This window comes from Streptomyces akebiae (genome assembly GCF_019599145.1).
Classification (GTDB): Bacteria; Actinomycetota; Actinomycetes; order Streptomycetales; family Streptomycetaceae; genus Streptomyces; species Streptomyces akebiae.
This window is the reverse complement of record NZ_CP080647.1, coordinates 6,754,585-6,773,877: the sequence shown is the minus strand read 5'-3', so window position 1 is coordinate 6,773,877 and position 19,293 is coordinate 6,754,585. Positions and strand designations below refer to the sequence as shown.

Sequence of the window (19,293 nt, the reverse complement as noted above, 5' to 3'; positions counted from 1 at the left end):
GCGTGTAGTCAGAGCACGTCCGGGGTGTACCGGCACAGCCTCCGAGCTGCGAAAACGTTAGCGCCCTCTCTTATCTATTTGGCCCAGTCCGGCCTCTGTCGAGACCTACTGAAGGAAGCAGCCTGCTTCAAGGGCAAGTAGGGGCGCGGCAGCGCCCTCATTAGGGAAAGACAACGGCGCAGAGAAAGGCAGCAAGGGGCGGCCTCCCGGCCGCCACAGTCGCAGTGCTCAACGACAGTGCGGCCCCGGAGGGGGCCGACAGGAGCAAGTCCTAGGGGGCGCTGCCGCGCCCCGCAGGTGCATCCGTTAGGTCCTGTTCCTTGCAGCTTTCCGCCGCTGCGAGCAAGGCAGGGTAGGCCTGTGACCAGGCCATACGCTCTCGCCGTGGCAGCCTGCGGGCAGGGCAGACGGACCCTGGAACCGTGGCGGAACCTTGGCCGCTATGACATGGCGGTCGGGCTTGCCCCCTTCGGGGGGTCATACCCCACCCCCTGCCCCTGCCGTCACGTCTGCCTGCCATCGACAGGCGGACGGCTGTGCGCTGGCGTGAGCGCCAGACGGGGCGCACGCCTGGCCTTGCCGGTCAAACACCGGGGCAGGCCGCGAGACGGGCGCGAAGCGCCTTGCTGTGGACGAAGGGGCGAGTGTCTGCACGCACTTCTTCGGTCCCCACCCACCAGGGCCTTCTGGCCCACGGAATACCAGGTTGATTCAGCTCCACCCAGGGTGCTCCAGTTGACACCGCACGAAAGGTAGGACCCATCCGTATGACGAACTCACCACCTGAACGCACCCTCATCTACGCCGTCGATCTGGCCCCCGAGGACGTCCGCGCCCTGGAGACGTTCCTCAACGCGCAGTTGGGGCGAGTGTCCGAGGAGGTCGGTGAGACCGGCGAGACCTCTTTCGCGATGCGGTCCCTGCTCATCCTGGTCAGCGACTCAGCGGGCTTCCTGCACCAACTCCTCACGGTGGAGCGGCCCGAGCCGTGGCAGCGGGCTGCGATCGTGCGTGAGTGGCAGCGGCTACGCAACACCGCCCTCGACTTCAACCACTGCGACGGCTACGACTACGACCGCTGGTGGAAGCAGATACGACACTACGACGCCGACGACGAAGCCGCCGAGCAGGAGCGAATCCGTCACTTCGCCACCCTGTACCCCTGGACGGACGATGAAGCTGACCAGGGCAAGGAGGATTAGCGAGACACTCTGCCCCCTACCAGTGGAGTCACCCGATCAGAGTGGGGCCAGTAGAACTTGGAACCCTGGTCCCAAAAGAAGTGCGTACCGACGGGCAAGCGTCCCGACGGGTGCGTTAGCCGCCCCACACAGGCAAGTGGACCGTCTCGAAAACCAAGGTTTGTGAGACGAGAGACAGAGCGCCCCTCACAGGGGCACAGCCATGTTCAAAACCCGTCTCGAAATCCCCGGCTCGGACTTGATCTTTTGAGACCAGTTCTGAGACAGTCCGTGCCGTGACGACGAACACGATCACTGGCCAGCTCATCGGTTACGCCCGCGTCTCCACTGGCGACCAGGAAGCGCAGCTTCAGCGCGACGCGCTGACGGCCGCAGGGTGCGTCCGAGAAGCTTGACCGGCTCGGCCGGTCGCTCATCGACCTTGTGTCCATCGTCGACGGCCTGCGCGAGCGCGGCATAGGTTTCCGCGTGCTCGACGGTGCGCTCTCCTCTGTCGACACCACGTCGGCCGACGGATGCCTGTTCTTCCAGATCATCGCGGCCATGGCGGAGTTCGAGCGGTCGCTCATCAAGGACCGCACGCGGGCCGGACTGGAAGCAGCCAAGGCGCAGGGCCGTACCGGCGGCCGGCCGTCTGTGGTGGACGAGGACGTAATCACCGTGGCCCGCGCCAGGAAGGCCAAGGGCGAGAGCGTCAGCGCCATCGCTAAGGCCCTCGGCGTCTCCCGCGCCACGCTGTACCGACACCTGGGAGAGAGCGCCTGAGACAGGCGCACAGCAGTTCAGACAGACAGTGCCCCAGGAACGCCGAGAGGCGCCCGGACGGGATCGTCCGAACGCCTCTCTTCATCTACACCCACTCGACCGCCGAGACGATGCCCGAGTCCTGCCGAGGGGCGGGGAGCGGCGTACACCGCGCAGGGCGGGGAGTCTGCTTGCGCTCCTTCACTCCGAGCCCTCGGAGGGCTTCGGAGCGGTCCGCCTCGGGGATATCGGCAAGCGCCTCAGCCATCCGCTGGATGGCATCGCCGCTGGTCACGACTACTTCTTGACCGTGAGCGGGAGCAGCTTCTTGCCGGTGGGGCCGATTTGTATGGCCGTGTCCATCTGCGGGCACACGCCGCAGTCGAAGCACGGCGTCCAGCGGCAGTCCTCGACCTCGGTCTCGTCGAGGGCGTCCTGCCAGTCCTCCCAGAGCCAGTCCTTGTCGAGACCGGAGTCCAGGTGGTCCCAGGGCAGGACCTCCTCGTAGGTGCGCTCGCGGGTGGTGTACCAGTCGACGTCGAGGCCGAAGTCGGCCAGGGCCTTGTCCGCGCAGCTCATCCAGCGGTCGTAGGAGAAGTGCTCGCGCCAGCCGTCGAAGCGGCCGCCGTCCTCGTAGACCGCGCGGATGACGGCGCTGATGCGGCGGTCGCCGCGCGACAGCAGGCCCTCGACGATGCCGGGCTTGCCGTCGTGGTAGCGGAAGCCGATGGAACGACCGTACTTCTTGTCGCCGCGGATCTTGTCGCGGAGCTTTTCGAGCCGGGCGTCCGTCTCCTCGGCGGAGAGCTGCGGCGCCCACTGGAACGGTGTGTGCGGCTTCGGGACGAAGCCGCCGATCGACACCGTGCAGCGGATGTCGTTCGAGCCGGAGACCTCGCGGCCCTTCTGGATGACGCGGGTCGCCATGTCGGCGATCTGGAGGACGTCCTCGTCGGTCTCCGTCGGCAGGCCGCACATGAAGTACAGCTTCACCTGGCGCCAGCCGTTGCCGTACGCCGTGGAGACCGTCCGGATCAGGTCCTCCTCCGAGACCATCTTGTTGATGACCTTGCGCATGCGCTCGGAGCCGCCCTCGGGCGCGAAGGTCAGACCCGAGCGCCGGCCGTTGCGGGTCAGCTCGTTCGCGAGGTCGACGTTGAAGGCGTCCACGCGGGTCGAGGGGAGGGACAGACCGATCTTGTCCTCCTCGTACCGGTCCGCCAGGCCCTTGGCGATGTCGCCGATCTCGCTGTGGTCGGCGGAGGAGAGGGAGAGCAGACCCACCTCCTCGAAGCCCGTCGCCTTCAGCCCCTTCTCGACCATCTCGCCGATGCCCGTGATGGAACGCTCGCGGACCGGGCGGGTGATCATGCCCGCCTGGCAGAAGCGGCAGCCGCGCGTGCAGCCGCGGAAGATCTCCACCGACATCCGCTCGTGCACCGTCTCGGCGAGCGGGACGAGGGGCTGCTTGGGGTAGGGCCACTCGTCCAGGTCCATGACGGTGTGCTTGGACACCCGCCACGGGACACCCGACCTGTTCGGTACGACGCGGCCGATACGGCCGTCCGCGAGGTACTCGACGTCGTAGAACGCGGGGATGTACACGGATCCGGTCCTCGCGAGGCGGAACAGGGCCTCCTCGCGGCCGCCGGGCCTGCCCTCCGCCTTCCAGGCGCGGATGATCTCGGTCATGTCGAGTACGGCCTGCTCGCCGTCGCCGATGATCGCCGCGTCGATGAAGTCGGCGATCGGCTCCGGGTTGAAGGCCGCGTGACCGCCGGCCAGCACGATCGGGTCGTCGAGCGTGCGGTCCTTGGACTCCAGAGGGATGCCGGCCAGGTCCAGGGCGGTCAGCATGTTGGTGTAGCCCAGCTCCGTGGAGAAGGACAGACCGAACACGTCGAAGGCCTTCACCGGGCGGTGACTGTCGACGGTGAACTGCGGGACGCCGTGCTCCCGCATCAGCGCCTCCAGGTCCGGCCAGACACTGTAGGTGCGCTCGGCGAGGACGCCCTCGCGCTCGTTCAGCACCTCGTAGAGGATCATGACGCCCTGGTTGGGCAGACCGACCTCGTACGCGTCCGGGTACATGAGCGCCCAGCGGACGTCCGCAGACTCCCAGGGCTTGACGGTGGAGTTGAGCTCACCGCCCACGTACTGGATCGGCTTCTGCACATGCGGGAGCAGGGCCTCTAGCTGTGGGAAGACCGACTCGACAGACATCGCGGGGGGTTACCTTCGTGAGCGGACAGGGGTGACCATCTAGCGTAACGCCCCCGGAGACACCCCTCGCACGCCCTTTGCCGGTGAACCGCCTGCGGACGCGGGTCCACCGCTCAGAAGGGCGGGCTCAGGAGGGGGCGGGCTCAGAAGGGCATGTCCTTGCTGATCCTGGCCCACTCCCCCGGCAGCGCCTCCTCCGCCAGCTCCGCCCGGCGTTCCTCCCTGCCGTACAGCAGCCCGTACGTGAAGGCGCTCTCTCCCGCCTCATGGGCCTGGAAGGCGAGGTCCCGCAGGGCCTCGCGGGCCATCACGCTGTCCTGGTGGTCGCCGAGGAGGCCCTGCAGGGACTTCATGTCCTTGACGAGCGCCTTGGCAGGCTTGCCCAGCAGGGGTTGTGCCGCCTCGGCCGCGTACCGGGTGCGCTTGGTCTTCTTGCGGGACTCGTGCATGGCGACGTCACGGTCGGCCCCGGGCGGTTGCGCCAGGGCCTCCTCGACCAGGGCCGCCACCTTGCCGAAGCCCTTCTCGACGGCCTTGGTGATCACCTTCTCGGGATCGCCGTGGGCGGCCTTGAGCAGCGGCGGGTCCGCGATCACGGCGTCGAGGGACTCCAGCAGCTCCAGATAGCGCGGCCCGTTCAGGGCGTCGAGCAGCTCACCGCGGGGGCCCGGTCCGTCGTCCTTCTCCGTCCAGGTGCGCAGTCGCGTACGGACCGGGCCCGTCGCCAGGGTCTCGGGGAGGTTGTCGAGGGCCTCGGTGAAGCGCTCCGCCAAGACCTCCTGGTCACGGTCGACGCCGAGCTGGCCCGCCAGCCACTTCAGTTCCTCGCCGATCGGGTCCGTGATCGCCCGGTCCAGGACCTTCCCGAACGACTTGAACGTGCTGCGCAGGCGGCGTGTGGCGACCCGCATGCTGTGGACGGAGTCGAAGACGTCCCGGCGGACCGCGGGGTCCAGCTCGACGATCGCGTCACGCTGGGCACGGATGTAGACGAGGACGTGGTCCCCCGGCGTGACGGGCTCGGCGGGCCCTCCGTCCTCCGCCTGCTTCCCGGCCCGCCCTTCGCCCTTCTCGCTCTTCTTGCCCTTGTTTCCCTTGCCGCTCTTCTTGCCCTTCTTGGGTGCTGTCTCCTGAAGGGCCCTGGCCAGCTTCGACGGCGAGTCCGACGGCCGTACGCCCGCCTTGCGCAGCTTCTTCTCGACCTTGTCGAGGAATGCGGGGTCCCCCTCGTCGGCGAGTTCGACCTCGATCTCGGACCACTGTGCGGTGCGGCCCTCCTCGGTGAGCCGCTCCGCGACCACGGCGTCCACGCTGACCTCGGCCAGGAGTGTGCCGTCCGTGTCGAGGAGCTCGCTGACGTCGCGGGTGGAGAGGATACGGACCAGCGGGACCAGTTCGGCCGACCGGACCCGGGAGCGGACCAGCCCGGCGAGTTCGTCGGGCAACGTGTCGGACAGCGGGGCTCGGATCTCGTCCCGTACCCCCGAGGAGACCGGGAACTTCAGATGCCAGCCCGCGTCGCTGCCGCCGGTACGGCGACGCAGGGTGATGGACGCGGCGGCGAGGCGTTCGTCGGGGGTGTCGTAGTAGACGGCGTCCAGCTCCGCCACGCCCTTGTCTATGACGGTCGCGACCCCGGCCACACCGGTGAGGTCCGGCAGGCCGCTCTCGTCGGATTCGTACTTCCGCTCGATCTCGCGCTTGGTGTCCGCCATGAAATGAATCTAGTCGCATATTCGGCAAAGGGGCAGACCATCATGCCCCCGGTGGGGAGCGACGGCCTGCCCCGAAGGAGCGCCGTGGCCTACGCCGACATGGGGCGCTGCACTCTGATGGACTGGAGCAACCCCACCGCCACCCACACCGCGAACATCGACGAACCGCCGTACGACACGAACGGCAGCGGCAGCCCCGCCACCGGCATAATGCCGAGGGTCATGCCGATGTTCTCGAACGACTGGAAGGCGAACCAGGCGATGATGCCGCCGGCGACGATCGTGCCGTACAGCTCGGTGGTCTCGCGGGCGATGCGGCAGGCGCGCCAGAGGACGACACCGAGCAGCACGATGATCAATCCGGCGCCCACGAACCCGAGCTCCTCCCCCGCCACCGTGAAGACGAAGTCGGTCTGCTGCTCGGGCACGAACTGTCCCGTGGTCTGCGAGCCCTTGAACAGCCCGGTGCCCAGCAGTCCGCCGGAGCCGATGGCGATCCGGGCCTGGTTGGTGTTGTAGCCCACGCCAGCCGGGTCGAGTTCGGGGTTGGCGAAGGCCGCGAAGCGGTTGATCTGGTACTCGTCGAGCACTCCGAGCTGCCAGACGGCGATCGCGCCCAGCGCGCCCGTGCCGATGAGGCCCAAGACCCAGCGGTTGGAGGCGCCGGAGGTGAGCAGGACCCCGAGCACGATGACCACCATGACCATGACCGAGCCGAGGTCGGGCATGAGCAGCACGATCAGTATCGGGATGGTGGCCAGCCCGAGGGCCTGGACGACCGTGCGGTGGTCGGGGTGGGCTTTGTCGCCCGCGTCCACCCGGGCCGCCAGCAGCATCGCCATCCCCAGGATGATCGTGACCTTCACGAACTCGGAGGGCTGGAGCGAGAAGCCGCCGCCGATGACGATCCACGCGTGCGCGCCGTTGATGGTCGCGCCCATCGGGGTGAGCACCAGCAGGATCAGCAGCACCGAGATGCCGTAGAGGATGGGCACGGCCGTGCGCAGGGTGCGGTGGCCCAGCCAGACCGTGCCGATCATCAGGGCGAAGCCGATGCCGGTGTTGAGCAGGTGGCGGAGCAGGAAGTAGTACGGGTCGCCCTGGTTGAGCTCGGTGCGGTTGCGGGTCGCCGAGTAGACGAGGGCCGCGCCGATCAGGGAGAGCGCGATGGCCGAGAACAGTATCGGCCAGTCGAGCCGGCGGGCGAGCGAGTCCCGGGCGAACAGCCTGGTCCAGCCGGTGCGTTCGGGCCCGTACCCGGAGACGGAGAAGCTGTTGCCGGTCATCCGGACCTCCTGCGTCCCGTGCCGCTGCCGCAGCCGCCGTAGCGGCCTCCGCCCCGCGTACGCCGTCGACCCCGGTCGTCGCGTCGGCGTGCGGCGCGGTTGGTGCCGCCGCCGCGCGTGCCGAGGATCGCCGCCGGGGCGTCGAAGGAGACCGGCAGGGCGCCCGGCCCCGCGGCGACGGCCTGGGTGCCGTCCTCGTCGGCCTCCTTATCCGACTTCTTCGGCGGGTAGGTCTCCAGCTTCGGGGAGTCGATCGAGCCGTCGGACTCGATCTTCGGCAGTCCCTTCTGCGGGGTGGGCAGCAGGGCCTTCTTCTTGTCGATCTTTCCGTCCTCGGAGACGCCGTAGAGCGCGTTGTAGAGCTTGCGCACGGCGGGTGCCGAGGCGCCGGAGCCCGTACCACCCTGGGAGATCGTCATGACGATCGAGTAGTCCTTGGTGTACGTGGTGAACCATGAGGTCGTCTGCTTGCCGTAGACCTCGGCGGTACCGGTCTTGGCGTGCATCGGGATCTTGTCCTGCGGCCAGCCCTGGAAGCGCCAGGCCGCCGTACCCCGGGTGGCGACTCCCTCGAGGGCTTCGTCTATCTCGTCGCGGGTCTGCTTCGTCATGGGGAGCTTGCCGTGTGCCTTGGGCTCGATCTCCCGAACGTTCTTGCCGTCGGCGCTGATGATGGCCTTGCCGACCGTGGGGTCGTAGAGGGTGCCGCCGTTGGAGATGGCCGCGTAGATGGTGGCCATCTGAATGGGTGTGACGAGGGTGTCGCCCTGGCCGATGGAGTAGTTGACGGAGTCACCGGCGCGCAGGCGGTTGCCTTCGAGGCAGTTCTCGTAGGCGATCTGCTCGGCGTACGAGCCGCCCTTCTTGCCGTACTTGCACCAGGCGTCCTTGTTGGCCTTCCAGTAGTCCAGCTTCCACTGGCGGTCGGGGATGCGGCCGGTGACCTCGTTGGGCAGGTCGATGCCGGTCTCGGCGCCGAGGCCGAACTGGTGGGCGGTCTTGTAGAACCAGTCCTTGGCGTTCTTCTTCGGCTTGGTGCCGCCGTCGCGCTTCCACTCCTCGTGGGAGAGGCGGTAGAAGACGGTGTCGCAGGAGACTTCGAGGGCGCGGCCGAGGCTGATCGCGCCGTGGCTCTGGGACTCGAAGTTCTTGAAGACCTGGCCGCCGATCGAGTACGAACTGGAGCATTGGTAGGGGCCGTTGAAGGAGTAGCCCGCGTTCACCGCGGCGGCCGTCGGGATCACCTTGAAGACCGAGCCGGGGGCCGACTGGCCCTGGATCGCGCGGTTCAGCAGCGGGTAGTTGGACTTCTTGCCGGTGAGCCTGGCGTAGTCCTTGGCGGAGATGCCGCCGACCCAGGCGTTCGGGTCGTAGTCCGGGTTGGAGGCCATGGCGATGACGCGGCCGGTCTTGGCCTCCATCACGACGACGGCGCCGGAGTCCGCCTTGTAGTTCGTCCCGGTGTTGCGGTCGTTCTGCTTGCGGGCTTCCTTCATCGCCTCGTTGAGTTCGTACTCGGCGATGCGCTGTACCCGGGCGTCGATGCTGGTGACGAGGTTGGCGCCGGGCTGGGCGGGGTCGGCCTCGGCCTCGCCGATGACACGGCCGAGGTTGTCGACCTCGTACCGGGTGACGCCGGCCTTGCCGCGCAGCTCCTTGTCGTACTGGCGCTCCAGGCCGGAGCGGCCGACCTGGTCGGAGCGCAGATACGGCGAGTCGGTGTCCTGGGCCTTGGTGATCTCCTCGTCGGTGACCGGGGAGAGGTAGCCGAGGACCTGCGAGGTCTTGGAGCCGCCGGGACTCGCGTAGCGGCGGACGGCCTGGGGTTCGGCGGTGATGCCGGGGAAGTCCTCGGAGCGCTCGCGGATCTGCAGGGCCTGCTTGGCGGTGGCCTCGTCGGTGATGGGGATCGGCTGGTAGGGCGAGCCGTTCCAGCAGGGCTGGGGGGTCTCGGAGTCGCAGAGCCGGACCTTGGCCATGACGTCCTGGGGCTTCATGTCCAGGACGCCGGCGAGCTTGGTGAGGACGGCCTTGCCGTCGTCGTCCATCTTCAGCAGATCGGTGCGGGAGGCGGACACGACCAGGCGGGTCTCGTTGTCCGCGATCGGCACTCCGCGCGCGTCCAGGATCGAGCCGCGCACGGCGGGCTGGACGACCTGCTGGACGTGGTTGCCGGAGGCCTCCTTGGCGTAGGCGTCGCCCTCACGGATCTGGAGGTACCAGAGGCGGCCGCCGAGGGTGCCGAGGAGGGAGAAGACGAGGATCTGGATGATGACGAGCCGGATCTGGACCCGTGGTGTCCGCCCGGTCTCCGGGATGTTGGTCACTGCCTGTCTCCCCCTCTCAGTGCGTGAACGTGCGGTGCGTGAACGTGCGGTGCGTGAACGTGCGGTGCGTGCACCGGTGGTGCGGGTGGTGCGGGTGGTGCGGGTGCGGGTGGTGCGGGTGCGGGTGGTGCGGGTGCGGGTGGTGCGCAGAGTGCCGGTACATGGGGTACACCGCTCGGCGGTGATCGGTTCCCACGTGCGTCTCCGCGTCCGCCCCGCGTGTCATGTGCCGTGCCGTCACAGCCGCTTGACCCCCTTGATGCGTCCCGCCCTGGCCATCCGTGAGCGCGCGGCCTTGATGCGGAGTCCGCCGCGCTGGTTGCCGATGCGCAGGCCGGTGCCGGAGGAGAGCCAGCCGGAGGAGACGTCGGACGCCTTGGCGGCGCTGCCCGTCTCGGCGAGCGGGTCGTTCTCGGCGCGCCGGGCGAGCGCCATGACGCCGGGCACGACGAAGGGCGCGAGCAGCAGGTCGTACAGGGCGGCCGTGAACAGCAGGCTGGACAGGCCGACGTGGCGAGCCGCGTCGTCGCCGACGAGGGCGCCTACACCGGCGTACAGCAGGGTGGTGCCGAGCGCGGCGACGACCACCACGACCATGGGCCCGGTCGCCGACTTCAGGCGGCCCGTCTCGGGCTTCGCCAGTCCCGCGAGGTAGCCGATGACGCAGAGGACCAGGGCGTACCGTCCGGCGGCGTGGTCGGCGGGTGGGGCGAGGTCGGACAGCAGCCCGGCGCCGAAGCCGATGAGGGCGCCGCCGACATGGCCGTAGACCAGGGCGAGGCCGAGCACGGTGAGGAGCACCAGGTCCGGTACGGCGCCCGGGAGATGGAGTCTGGCGAGGACGCTCACCTGGATCACCAGGGCGACGATCACCAGGGTGGTGGAGAGCAGCATCCGGTTGAAGCGCATCAGGGGGTCAGCTCCTACTGTCCTACGTCTACTGCTCTTGCGGCTGTCCGTCGGTGCCGTCGCCGGGTTCGTCCGCGCCCGGTGTGACCGTGACCGTCACGGTGGGCGTGGGGGTGGCCTTCGGCTTGGCCGGCAGGACGGTGTCGCGCGGGTCCTTGCGGGGCGGCTGGACGACGACGCCGACGATGTCCAACTGGGTGAAGGCCACGAACGGCTTGACGTAGATCGTGCGGGTGAGGTCGCCGCCTGAGGGGTCGACGCGGGAGACGACACCGACCGGGACGCCCGGGACGAAGGGCTTGTCGGCCTGCGAGCCGAAGGTGACGAGGCGGTCGCCCTCCTGCACCTTGGCCTTGCCGTTGAGCAGTTCGACGCGCAGGGGCCGGTCGCCCTGGCCGGAGGCGAAGCCGAGTTCGTCGGTGGCCTCCATCCGGGTGCCGACGGTGAAGTCGGGGTCGTTGGCGAGGAGGACGGTGGCGGTGTTCGGTCCGACGGTGGTGACGCGCCCGACCAGCCCGTTGCCGTTGAGGACGGTCATGTCGCGGGTGATGCCGTCGTTCGTGCCGATGTCGATGGTGACGGTCCAGGAGAATCCCTGGGCCGCTCCTATGGCGATGACCTCGGCGCCCTTGATGCCGTACCGGCCGTTGGCAGCGGTCTTCAGCATCTTGTCGAGCTGTTCGACCCTGCTGCCGTTGCGGTCGTCGCTGCCGAGGGCCGCCTTCAGTTCGGCGTTCTCCTTCTCCAGCGCGGCGAGGCGGTCGTGGCGGGAGCCGGAGTCACGGACGGCGCTTATGGCGTTGCCGATGGGGTCGACGGCGGTCGACACACCGTCCTCGATCGGGCCGAAGACGGTGGCGGCGGCACGTCGGGCACCGTCGACCGGTGAGTCCTCTCCGCCGCGGATGTCCACCGTGATCAGCGCGAACGCGACGGCGATCAGCAGCACCAGGAGCAGCCGGCTCTCTCGTGTGTCCCTCACGTGCGGCGGCCGTGCCTTCCTCATAGGAATTCGACAGGAATTGGGGAATTCGGGTAGCCCCTGGGAATCCCGATACGGGAACGACAGGGGCGCTTTGTGGGAGCTTATGCCTCAATATCAACGATCCGCCGCACGAGAGGAGAACGTCCCGTACGGCGGAATCGAAGGGTGAAGTCATCTGCGGGGCTGGGCGTCGAGCACCTGCTGCAACGCCTCGAACTCCTCGACACACTTGCCGGAGCCGAGCGCCACGCTGTCGAGCGGGTCCTCGGCGATATGGATCGGCATTCCGGTCTCCCGGCGCAGCCGTTCGTCGAGACCGCGCAGCAGGGCGCCGCCGCCGGTGAGGACGATGCCCCGGTCCATGATGTCGCCGGAGAGTTCCGGGGGGCACTTGTCGAGGGTCGTCTTGACGGCATCGACGATGGCGTTGACGGGTTCCTCGATGGCCTTCCGCACTTCCCCGGCGGAGATGACCACGGTCTTGGGCAGCCCGGACACCAGGTCCCGGCCGCGGATTTCGGTGTGCTCGTCAGCGTCGAGGTCGTACGCCGAACCGATCGTGATCTTGATCTGTTCGGCCGTCCGCTCACCGAGGAGGAGCGAGTACTCCTTCTTGATGTGCTGGATGATCGCGTTGTCCAACTCGTCGCCCGCGACGCGGATGGACTGGGCGGTGACGATGCCGCCGAGGGAGATGACCGCGACCTCCGTGGTGCCGCCGCCGATGTCCACCACCATGTTGCCCGTGGCCTCGTGGACCGGCAGGCCGGAGCCGATGGCCGCGGCCATGGGCTCCTCGATGATGTGCACCTGGCGGGCGCCCGCCTGGGAGGACGCCTCGATGACGGCGCGACGCTCGACACCGGTGATGCCGGACGGCACGCAGACGACGACCCGGGGACGGGCGAGATACCGCCGCTTGTGGATCTTCAGGATGAAGTAGCGGAGCATCCGCTCGGTGATCTCGAAGTCGGCGATGACACCGTCCTTCAGCGGACGTACGGCAACGATGTTGCCGGGGGTCCGCCCGATCATCTTCTTCGCTTCCGCGCCGACCGCGAGAATGCCACCGGTGTTGGTGTTGATCGCGACGACGGACGGCTCGTTCAGTACGATCCCGCGACCCCTGACGTACACCAGCGTGTTGGCGGTCCCGAGGTCGACAGCCATGTCACGGCCGATGAACGACATTGAGTTCCCCATCAGGATTCGTGTGGCCTTCCCAAGCGGAGCACTGACGGCTTTTGAGGGCTTTTCAGGGCTTTTCCGGGTCGGCGAAGTGGGTGCTGTGACGTGAAGGCTTACATCGTAGTCTCGCCCGCACGAACACTGCGCGAGGGTCTTCGCCATTGTGGGCATGCGATGCGCCGCCTCGCCTCTGGAGACGGTCCACCGGGGGTGCGCGTTCCCCCGATCGCCGCGCATATGCCGTTGTACGGCCGGATTTTCGGCGGTTTGGCTGGTCAGCCGGGGTGTAGGCCGTGTGGGTGGTGGCCGGGTGTTCCAGAAGTGCCCCGGGAGTTCCAGAGGTTGCTCCGGGTGTTCCCGAGGTTGTTCCGCGTGTTCCAGAAGGTTCAGACGGCGGGAGCGAGCGGACTCGCCGGCCCCCGCCGTCGCGAACGCTACTACGCGCGCCCGGGGAAGAAGATCTTGACCTCGCGCTCGGCCGACTCCTCGGAGTCCGAGGCGTGGATGAGGTTCTCACGCACGATCACGCCGTAGTCGCCACGGATGGAGCCGGGCGCGGCGGCGATCGGGTCGGTCGGGCCCGCCAGCGCGCGCACACCCTCGATGACGCGGTCGCCCTCGACGATCAGCGCGACGACCGGGCCGGACGCCATGAACGCCACGAGCGGCTCGTAGAACGGCTTGCCCTTGTGCTCGCCGTAGTGCTGCTCCAGCGTGTCCTGGTCCAGGGTCCGCAGCTCCAGCGCGGTGATCTGCCAGCCGGCCTTCCGCTCGATACGGCTGATGATCTCGCCGGTCAGGCCCCGCCGTACGGCGTCGGGCTTGAGCAGGACGAGGGTGCGCTGGCTCACTGTGGTGACTCCTTCGTTTCACACGGGTGCGGAGCTCAGAGGCTACAGGGCGAGTCCGGCGCCTTATTACGCAGCGTCAGGATGCGCCCGCCTCTGCCGAGGCCTGTGCGGCGAACCGGGCCTTGGCCTCGTCGATCTTCCGTCCGAAGTGGATCGAGGCCCACCACAGGGCGGCGAAGACCGCGCCCAGGAAGAACATCGTCGGAACGAAGAACCCGGAGAGGATCAGCGCGATCTGGAGCGCCCAGCCGAGCTGGATCCCACCGGGCCTGGTGACCAGACCGCACAGCAGGACGCAGAGGAACATGGCGATGCCGCTGACCGTCCAGACCGTGGTCATGGTCAGATCCGGGTCCTTCATGGCGACCAGCCCGGCGAAGCCGATCACGAAGAACTCGCCGATCAGCGTCGAAGCACAGAGAGTACGCATGTCGTGGAACTCAACCCTTCCCCAGCAGCAGCCGGGCCTCGCCGACGGTGATGACGGAACCGGTGACGAGGACGCCGGCGCCCGCGAACTCGCCCTCCTCCTCGGCGAGCGTGATCGCCGCCTCCAGGGCGTCGGGCAGCCTGGGCTCGACCTGCACCCGCTCCTCGCCGAACACCTCCACCGCGATGCCGGCCAGTTCGTCGGCGTCCATCGCCCGGTGGCTGGAGTTCTGGGTGATCACGACCTCGGCGAAGATCGGCTCGAAGGCCTCCAGGAGACCCCGTACGTTCTTGTCGCCGCTCGCCCCGACCACACCGATCAGCCGGCTGAAGTCGAACGCCTCACCGACGGCCTCGGCCGTGGCCCGGGCGCCCGCCGGATTGTGCGCGGCGTCCAGGACGACGGTCGGGGAGCGCCGTACGACCTCCAGCCGGCCCGGCGAGGAGACGGCCGCGAAGGCCTTGCGGACCGTCTCGATGTCGAGCGGCTCGGGCCGCTGCGAACCGACGCCGAAGAACGCCTCCACGGCGGCGAGCGCGACGGCCGCGTTGTGTGCCTGGTACGGGCCGTGCAGCGGGAGGTAGACCTCGGGGTACTCGCCGCCCAGGCCGCGCAGGGTGAGCATCTGTCCGCCGACGGCGACCTGCCGCGAGACGACACCGAACTCCAGACCCTCGCGGGCCACGGTCGCGTCGACCTCCACGGCCTTCTTCAGCAGCACCTGCGCCGCGTCCACCGGCTGCTGCGCCAGGATCACCGTCGCGTCCTGCTTGACGATCCCGGCCTTCTCGACGGCGATCTCGGCGGGCGTCGTCCCGAGCCGGTCGGTGTGGTCGAGGTCGATGGGGGTGACGACGGCGACGTCCCCGTCGATGACGTTGGTGGCGTCCCAGGAGCCGCCCATGCCGACCTCGACGACCGCCACGTCCACGGGCGCGTCGGCGAAGGCGGCGTACGCCATGCCGGTGAGCACCTCGAAGAAGGAGAGCCGGTACTCCTGGGCCGCGTCCACCATCTCGATGTACGGCTTGATGTCCTCGTACGTCTCGATGAACCGCTCGGCCGAGATGGGGGCGCCGTCGAGGCTGATGCGCTCGGTGATCGACTGGACGTGCGGGGAGGTGTACCGGCCGGTGCGCAGTTCGAAGGCGCCGAGGAGGGCCTCGATCATGCGGGCGGTGGAGGTCTTGCCGTTGGTGCCGGTGATGTGGAGGGAGGGGTACGAGCGCTGGGGCTCGCCCAGGACGTCCATCAGCGCGGCGATCCTCGTGACCGAGGGCTCCAGCTTGGTCTCGCCCCAGCGGGTCGCGAGGTCGGCCTCGACCTCGCGCAGGGCCTTGTCGACGGCCGGGTCGGCGGGCCTGGTCGGCACGTCGGACTGCGGTGCGCCGCCCTGGGCACGCAGGGTACGGCTGCCGGCCTCGATCACCGCGAGGTCCGGATCCCGGTCGGTCTCCGCGGCGATGATCTCCTCGAACGGGTCGCTCGGGTCGGGCTGCTGCTCACTGCGTTCGCTCACGGGGCCCAGTCTACGGATCGGGAGCCTGAGAGCTCGGGGGTACCCGCTGTAGGGCGACGGCGGGTGGTGTGTGGCTGGTTCGCGCAGTTCCCCGCGCCCCTGAAAGGGCTGCGCCCTCTCCCCGCCCAGCGGACGGCCCCGGTGCCGCAGAAGCACCGGGGCCTTCGCATGGCCTGCGAACAACTATGCCTTCGGGAGGCGGTCCAGCTGTGCGGCGATGCGGGCGATGTCCTCGTCCGCCTTGGCGAGGCGGCCCCGGATCTTGTCGACGACCTGGTCCGGCGCCTTCGCGAGGAACGCCTCGTTGCCGAGCTTGGCCGTGGCCTGGGCCTTCTCCTTCTCCGCCACCGCGAGGTCCTTCGCGAGGCGTTTGCGCTCGGCGGCGACGTCGATGACACCGGAGAGGTCGAGGGCGACCTCGGCGCCCGCCACCGGCAGGGTCGCGGTGGCCGCGAAGCCCTCGCTTTCCGGCTGGAGGCGCAGGAGCTGGCGGATCGCGGCCTCGTGCGGGGCCAGCGCCGTACCGTCGAGCGTCAGCCGGGCCGGGACGCGCTGGCCGGGCTGGAGACCCTGGTCGGCGCGGAACCGGCGGACCTCGGTGACGACCTGCTGGACCAGCTCGATCTCGCGCTCGGCGGCGTCGTCACGGAACCCACTGTCCTTCGGCCAGTCGGCGATGACGAGGGACTCACCGCCGGTCAGCGTCGTCCACAGGGTGTCCGTGACGAACGGGATGACCGGGTGGAGGAGGCGCAGGGTGACGTCCAGGACCTCGCCCAGGACGCGCTTGCTGACCTCGGCCGGCTCACCGCCCGCCATGAAGGTCGTCTTGGACAGTTCGACGTACCAGTCGAAGACCTCGTCCCACGCGAAGTGGTACAGCGCCTCGCTGAGCTTCGCGAACTGGAAGTCCTCGTAGTAGGCGTCGACCTGCTCGACCGTCTCGTTGAGACGGGCGAGGATCCAGCGGTCGGTCGCCGAGAGCTTCGACGCCTCCGGCAAGGGGCCCTCGACCGTCGCGCCGTTCATCAGCGCGAAGCGCGTCGCGTTCCAGATCTTGTTGGCGAAGTTGCGGGACGCCTGGACCCAGTCCTCGCCGATCGGGACGTCGGTGCCCGGGTTGGCGCCGCGCGCGAGGGTGAAGCGGAGCGCGTCGGAGCCGTACTTGTCCATCCAGTCGAGCGGGTCGACGACGTTGCCGAAGGACTTCGACATCTTCTTGCCGCGCTCGTCGCGGACCAGACCGGTCAGCGCGATGGTCTTGAACGGGACCTCGCCGTCCATCGCGTACAGGCCGAACATCATCATCCGGGCGACCCAGAAGAAGATGATGTCGTGGCCGGTGAGCAGGACGTCGGTGGAGTAGAACTTCCGCAGGTCCTCGGTCTGTTCGGGCCAGCCGAGCGTGGAGAACGGCCACAGGCCGGAGGAGAACCAGGTGTCCAGGACGTCGGTGTCCTGCGTCCAGCCCTCGCCGGTGGGCGGCTCCTCGTCGGGGCCGACGCAGACCGTTTCGCCGTTCGGGCCGTACCAGACGGGAATCCGGTGGCCCCACCAGAGCTGGCGCGAGATGCACCAGTCGAACATGTTGTCCACCCAGTCGAAGTAGCGCTTCGACATGTCCTCGGGGTGGATCTTGACCCGGCCGTCGCGGACCGCGTCACCGGCCTCCTTCGCCAGGGGTGCGACCTTGACCCACCACTGCATGGACAGGCGCGGCTCGACAGTGGTCTTGCAGCGCGAGCAGTGGCCGACGGAGTGGACGTACGGACGCTTCTCGGCGACGATCCGGCCCTGCGAGCGCAGCGCGCCGACGACGGCCGAGCGGGCCTCGAAGCGGTCCTGGCCGAGGAACGGGCCGTGGACGGTGATGACACCGTGCTCGTCCATGATCGTCAGGGACGGCAGGTCGTGGCGCAGGCCGATCGCGAAGTCGTTCGGGTCGTGCGCCGGGGTCACCTTGACCGCGCCCGTGCCGAACTCGGGGTCGACGTGGGTGTCCGCGACGACCGGGATGGAGCGGTCGGTCAGCGGCAGCTTGATCTGCCTGCCGATCAGGTGGCGGTACCGCTCGTCGTCCGGGTGGACGGCCACGGCGGTGTCACCGAGCATCGTCTCCGCGCGGGTGGTGGCGACGACGAGACTGTCCTCCCCCTCGCCGTACCGGATGGAGACCAGCTCGCCGGCGTCCTCCTGGTGCTCGACCTCGATGTCGGAGATCGCGGTGAGACAGCGCGGACACCAGTTGATGATGCGCTCGGCGCGGTAGATCAGCTCGTCGTCGTAGAGCCGCTTGAAGATGGTCTGGACGGCCTTGGACAGGCCCTCGTCCATCGTGAACCGCTCACGGTCCCAGGCGACTCCGTCCCCGAGTCGACGCATCTGGCCGAGGATCTTGCCGCCGTACTCCTCTTTCCACTGCCAGACGCGCTCGACGAACTCCTCGCGCCCCAAGTCGTGGCGGGACTTGCCCTCTTCGGCGAGCTGCTGCTCGACCTTGTTCTGGGTGGCGATGCCGGCGTGGTCCATGCCGGGGAGCCACAGGGACTCGTAACCCTGCATGCGCTTACGGCGCGTGAGGGCGTCCATGAGGGTGTGCTGGAAGGCGTGCCCGAGGTGCAGGCTGCCGGTGACGTTCGGCGGCGGGATGACGATGGTGTACGCGGGCTTGTCGCTCTTGGCGTCGGCCGCGAAGTAACCGCGCTCTACCCAGCGCTCGTACAGCGTCCCCTCTACATCGGCCGGCGTGTACTGGGTCGGCAGATCGGTGGCGGGCGCTGGAGGCTGCTGCTGAGCGTTCTCGGTCACCCGCCCAGTTTAGGGGTGTCACGGGGTGGTCCCGAAACCGGATTCTTCCGTAACGGTGTGACCCCCGGTGCGTGGGACCCATCGTGTTTGCGCCAGGATGTCAGGAACACATAAGCATCTGGAGGGGAACCCAGAACATGAGTCACAACCAGCCGGGCCCGTACGGCGGGCAGCCCCAGCAGCCCGGACCGTACGGTCAGCCGGGCCCCTACGGCCAGCAGCCGCCGCAGGCCGCCCCCCAGCCCGGCTACGGCTACCCGCAGCAGGCGCCGCCGCAGCAGCCGGGTTACGGGTATCCCCAGCAGGCTCCCCAGGGCGTTCCGCCCCAGACCCCGCCGTACGGCCAGCAGCAGGCCCCGTACGGCCAGCAGCCCTACCCGACGGTGCCGCAGCCGCCGGTGCCCTCCGGCGGTGGCGGCAAGAAGGTCGGCATCATCCTGGGCGCGGTCGCCGTGGTGGCGGCGGTCGCGGTGGGCGCGTACTTCGTCCTCGGCGGCGGTGGCGGCGCGGACATCGCGGACGACGGGCCGCACAAGCTGACGACGCCGGCGACTGTGCTCAGTGAGTACAAGAAGAGCAGCGACAGCGGTGACGAGATGACCGACGAGGAGCTGAAGAAGGCCGAAGGGTTCGGCATCAAGAACCCGAAGGACGTCAGCGCCAACTACCAGTCGGGGGACGAGAACAATCCCCTGGCCGGGAAGATGATCACCTACGGCGGCGTCTACGGCGAGATCGAGGACCCGGAGCAGGCGGTCGACGGCTTCCTCGCCCTGCAGAAGGAAGAGGCCGAGAAGAACGACATCACCTTCATCGGCGAGGCCGAGGAGTACACGCCGGACTCGCTGGACGGCGCGATCCTGAAGTGCCAGAAGGCGAAGGGCAAGCTGGACGAGAGCGACACCACGAGCGGCGGACCGAGCGAGATGAACCTGGTCTACTGCGTCTGGGGCGACTACAGCACGCTCGGCTTCGTGATGCCCATGGAGTACTCGGACCTCGCAGCAGGCAAGTCGACGGACCCGAACGTGGCAGCCGAGACCGCCGCCAAGCTCCGCAAGGAAGTTCGCGTCGCGGTCTGACCAGCAGCACAAAGGGGCACCCTG

Annotated in this window: 15 protein-coding genes; 4 read left to right on the top strand and 11 right to left on the bottom strand. The window is 68.6% G+C overall.

The features are described 5' to 3' along the window. Positions 1-767 precede the first annotated feature (767 nt). The 3 genes from K1J60_RS29215 to K1J60_RS29210 all read left to right on the top strand — a co-directional run bounded on the left by K1J60_RS29215 (position 768) and on the right by K1J60_RS29210 (position 1,967). Complete coding sequence (locus tag K1J60_RS29215; RefSeq protein WP_220648803.1) at positions 768-1,202, top strand: hypothetical protein; 435 nt, start codon at positions 768-770, stop codon at positions 1,200-1,202. A 275-nt stretch (positions 1,203-1,477) separates the two neighbouring features. After that, positions 1,478-1,597 carry a recombinase family protein gene (locus K1J60_RS47425; protein ID WP_450166582.1) on the top strand — a complete coding sequence of 40 codons (120 nt, stop codon included), beginning with the start codon at positions 1,478-1,480 and terminating at the stop codon, positions 1,595-1,597. Positions 1,598-1,625: 28 nt separating this feature from the next. Next, positions 1,626-1,967, top strand: a complete 342-nt coding sequence (locus K1J60_RS29210) for a recombinase family protein (protein ID WP_450166581.1) — start codon at positions 1,626-1,628, stop codon at positions 1,965-1,967. A gap of 276 nt (positions 1,968-2,243) precedes the next feature. Here K1J60_RS29210 and K1J60_RS29205 read toward each other — a convergent pair whose 3' ends face one another. From K1J60_RS29205 to K1J60_RS29155, 11 genes are all read right to left on the bottom strand, one after another. Further along, on the bottom strand, positions 2,244-4,169 hold the full coding sequence (locus tag K1J60_RS29205) for a TIGR03960 family B12-binding radical SAM protein (RefSeq protein WP_220648802.1): 1,926 nt from the start codon (positions 4,167-4,169) through the stop codon (positions 2,244-2,246). A 143-nt stretch (positions 4,170-4,312) separates the two neighbouring features. After that, positions 4,313-5,884: a CYTH and CHAD domain-containing protein gene (locus K1J60_RS29200; protein ID WP_220648801.1), complete on the bottom strand. Its 1,572-nt coding sequence runs from the start codon at positions 5,882-5,884 to the stop codon at positions 4,313-4,315. A gap of 89 nt (positions 5,885-5,973) precedes the next feature. Then, positions 5,974-7,170: a rod shape-determining protein RodA gene (gene rodA, locus K1J60_RS29195; RefSeq protein WP_033526478.1), complete on the bottom strand. Its 1,197-nt coding sequence runs from the start codon at positions 7,168-7,170 to the stop codon at positions 5,974-5,976. Beyond that, entirely contained in the window at positions 7,167-9,497 is a 2,331-nt protein-coding gene (gene mrdA / locus K1J60_RS29190; protein WP_220648800.1) for a penicillin-binding protein 2, read from the bottom strand. Before mrdA ends, rodA begins: the two co-directional genes overlap by 4 nt. A 237-nt stretch (positions 9,498-9,734) precedes the next feature. After that, entirely contained in the window at positions 9,735-10,406 is a 672-nt protein-coding gene (mreD, locus tag K1J60_RS29185) for a rod shape-determining protein MreD (RefSeq protein WP_220648799.1), read from the bottom strand. A gap of 28 nt (positions 10,407-10,434) precedes the next feature. Then, a complete protein-coding gene (mreC, locus tag K1J60_RS29180; RefSeq protein WP_220648798.1) occupies positions 10,435-11,388 on the bottom strand; it encodes a rod shape-determining protein MreC in 954 nt (317 codons plus the stop codon). Positions 11,389-11,562: 174 nt separating this feature from the next. Then, positions 11,563-12,582 carry a rod shape-determining protein gene (locus K1J60_RS29175; protein ID WP_005479350.1) on the bottom strand — a complete coding sequence of 340 codons (1,020 nt, stop codon included), beginning with the start codon at positions 12,580-12,582 and terminating at the stop codon, positions 11,563-11,565. 434 nt (positions 12,583-13,016) lie between these two features. After that, positions 13,017-13,430, bottom strand: coding sequence for a nucleoside-diphosphate kinase (ndk, locus tag K1J60_RS29170; protein ID WP_033526465.1), 414 nt, complete (start codon positions 13,428-13,430; stop codon positions 13,017-13,019). A gap of 76 nt (positions 13,431-13,506) precedes the next feature. After that, entirely contained in the window at positions 13,507-13,860 is a 354-nt protein-coding gene (locus K1J60_RS29165; protein WP_220648797.1) for a DUF4233 domain-containing protein, read from the bottom strand. A gap of 10 nt (positions 13,861-13,870) precedes the next feature. Next, positions 13,871-15,379 carry a bifunctional tetrahydrofolate synthase/dihydrofolate synthase gene (folC, locus tag K1J60_RS29160; RefSeq protein WP_220648796.1) on the bottom strand — a complete coding sequence of 503 codons (1,509 nt, stop codon included), beginning with the start codon at positions 15,377-15,379 and terminating at the stop codon, positions 13,871-13,873. Between the two features lie 183 nt (positions 15,380-15,562). Then, positions 15,563-18,187, bottom strand: a complete 2,625-nt coding sequence (locus K1J60_RS29155; protein WP_220648795.1) for a valine--tRNA ligase — start codon at positions 18,185-18,187, stop codon at positions 15,563-15,565. A gap of 137 nt (positions 18,188-18,324) precedes the next feature. Between K1J60_RS29155 and K1J60_RS29150 the strand changes: the two genes are divergently transcribed. Further along, positions 18,325-19,269, top strand: a complete 945-nt coding sequence (locus tag K1J60_RS29150; protein ID WP_220648794.1) for a hypothetical protein — start codon at positions 18,325-18,327, stop codon at positions 19,267-19,269. Positions 19,270-19,293 lie beyond the last annotated feature (24 nt).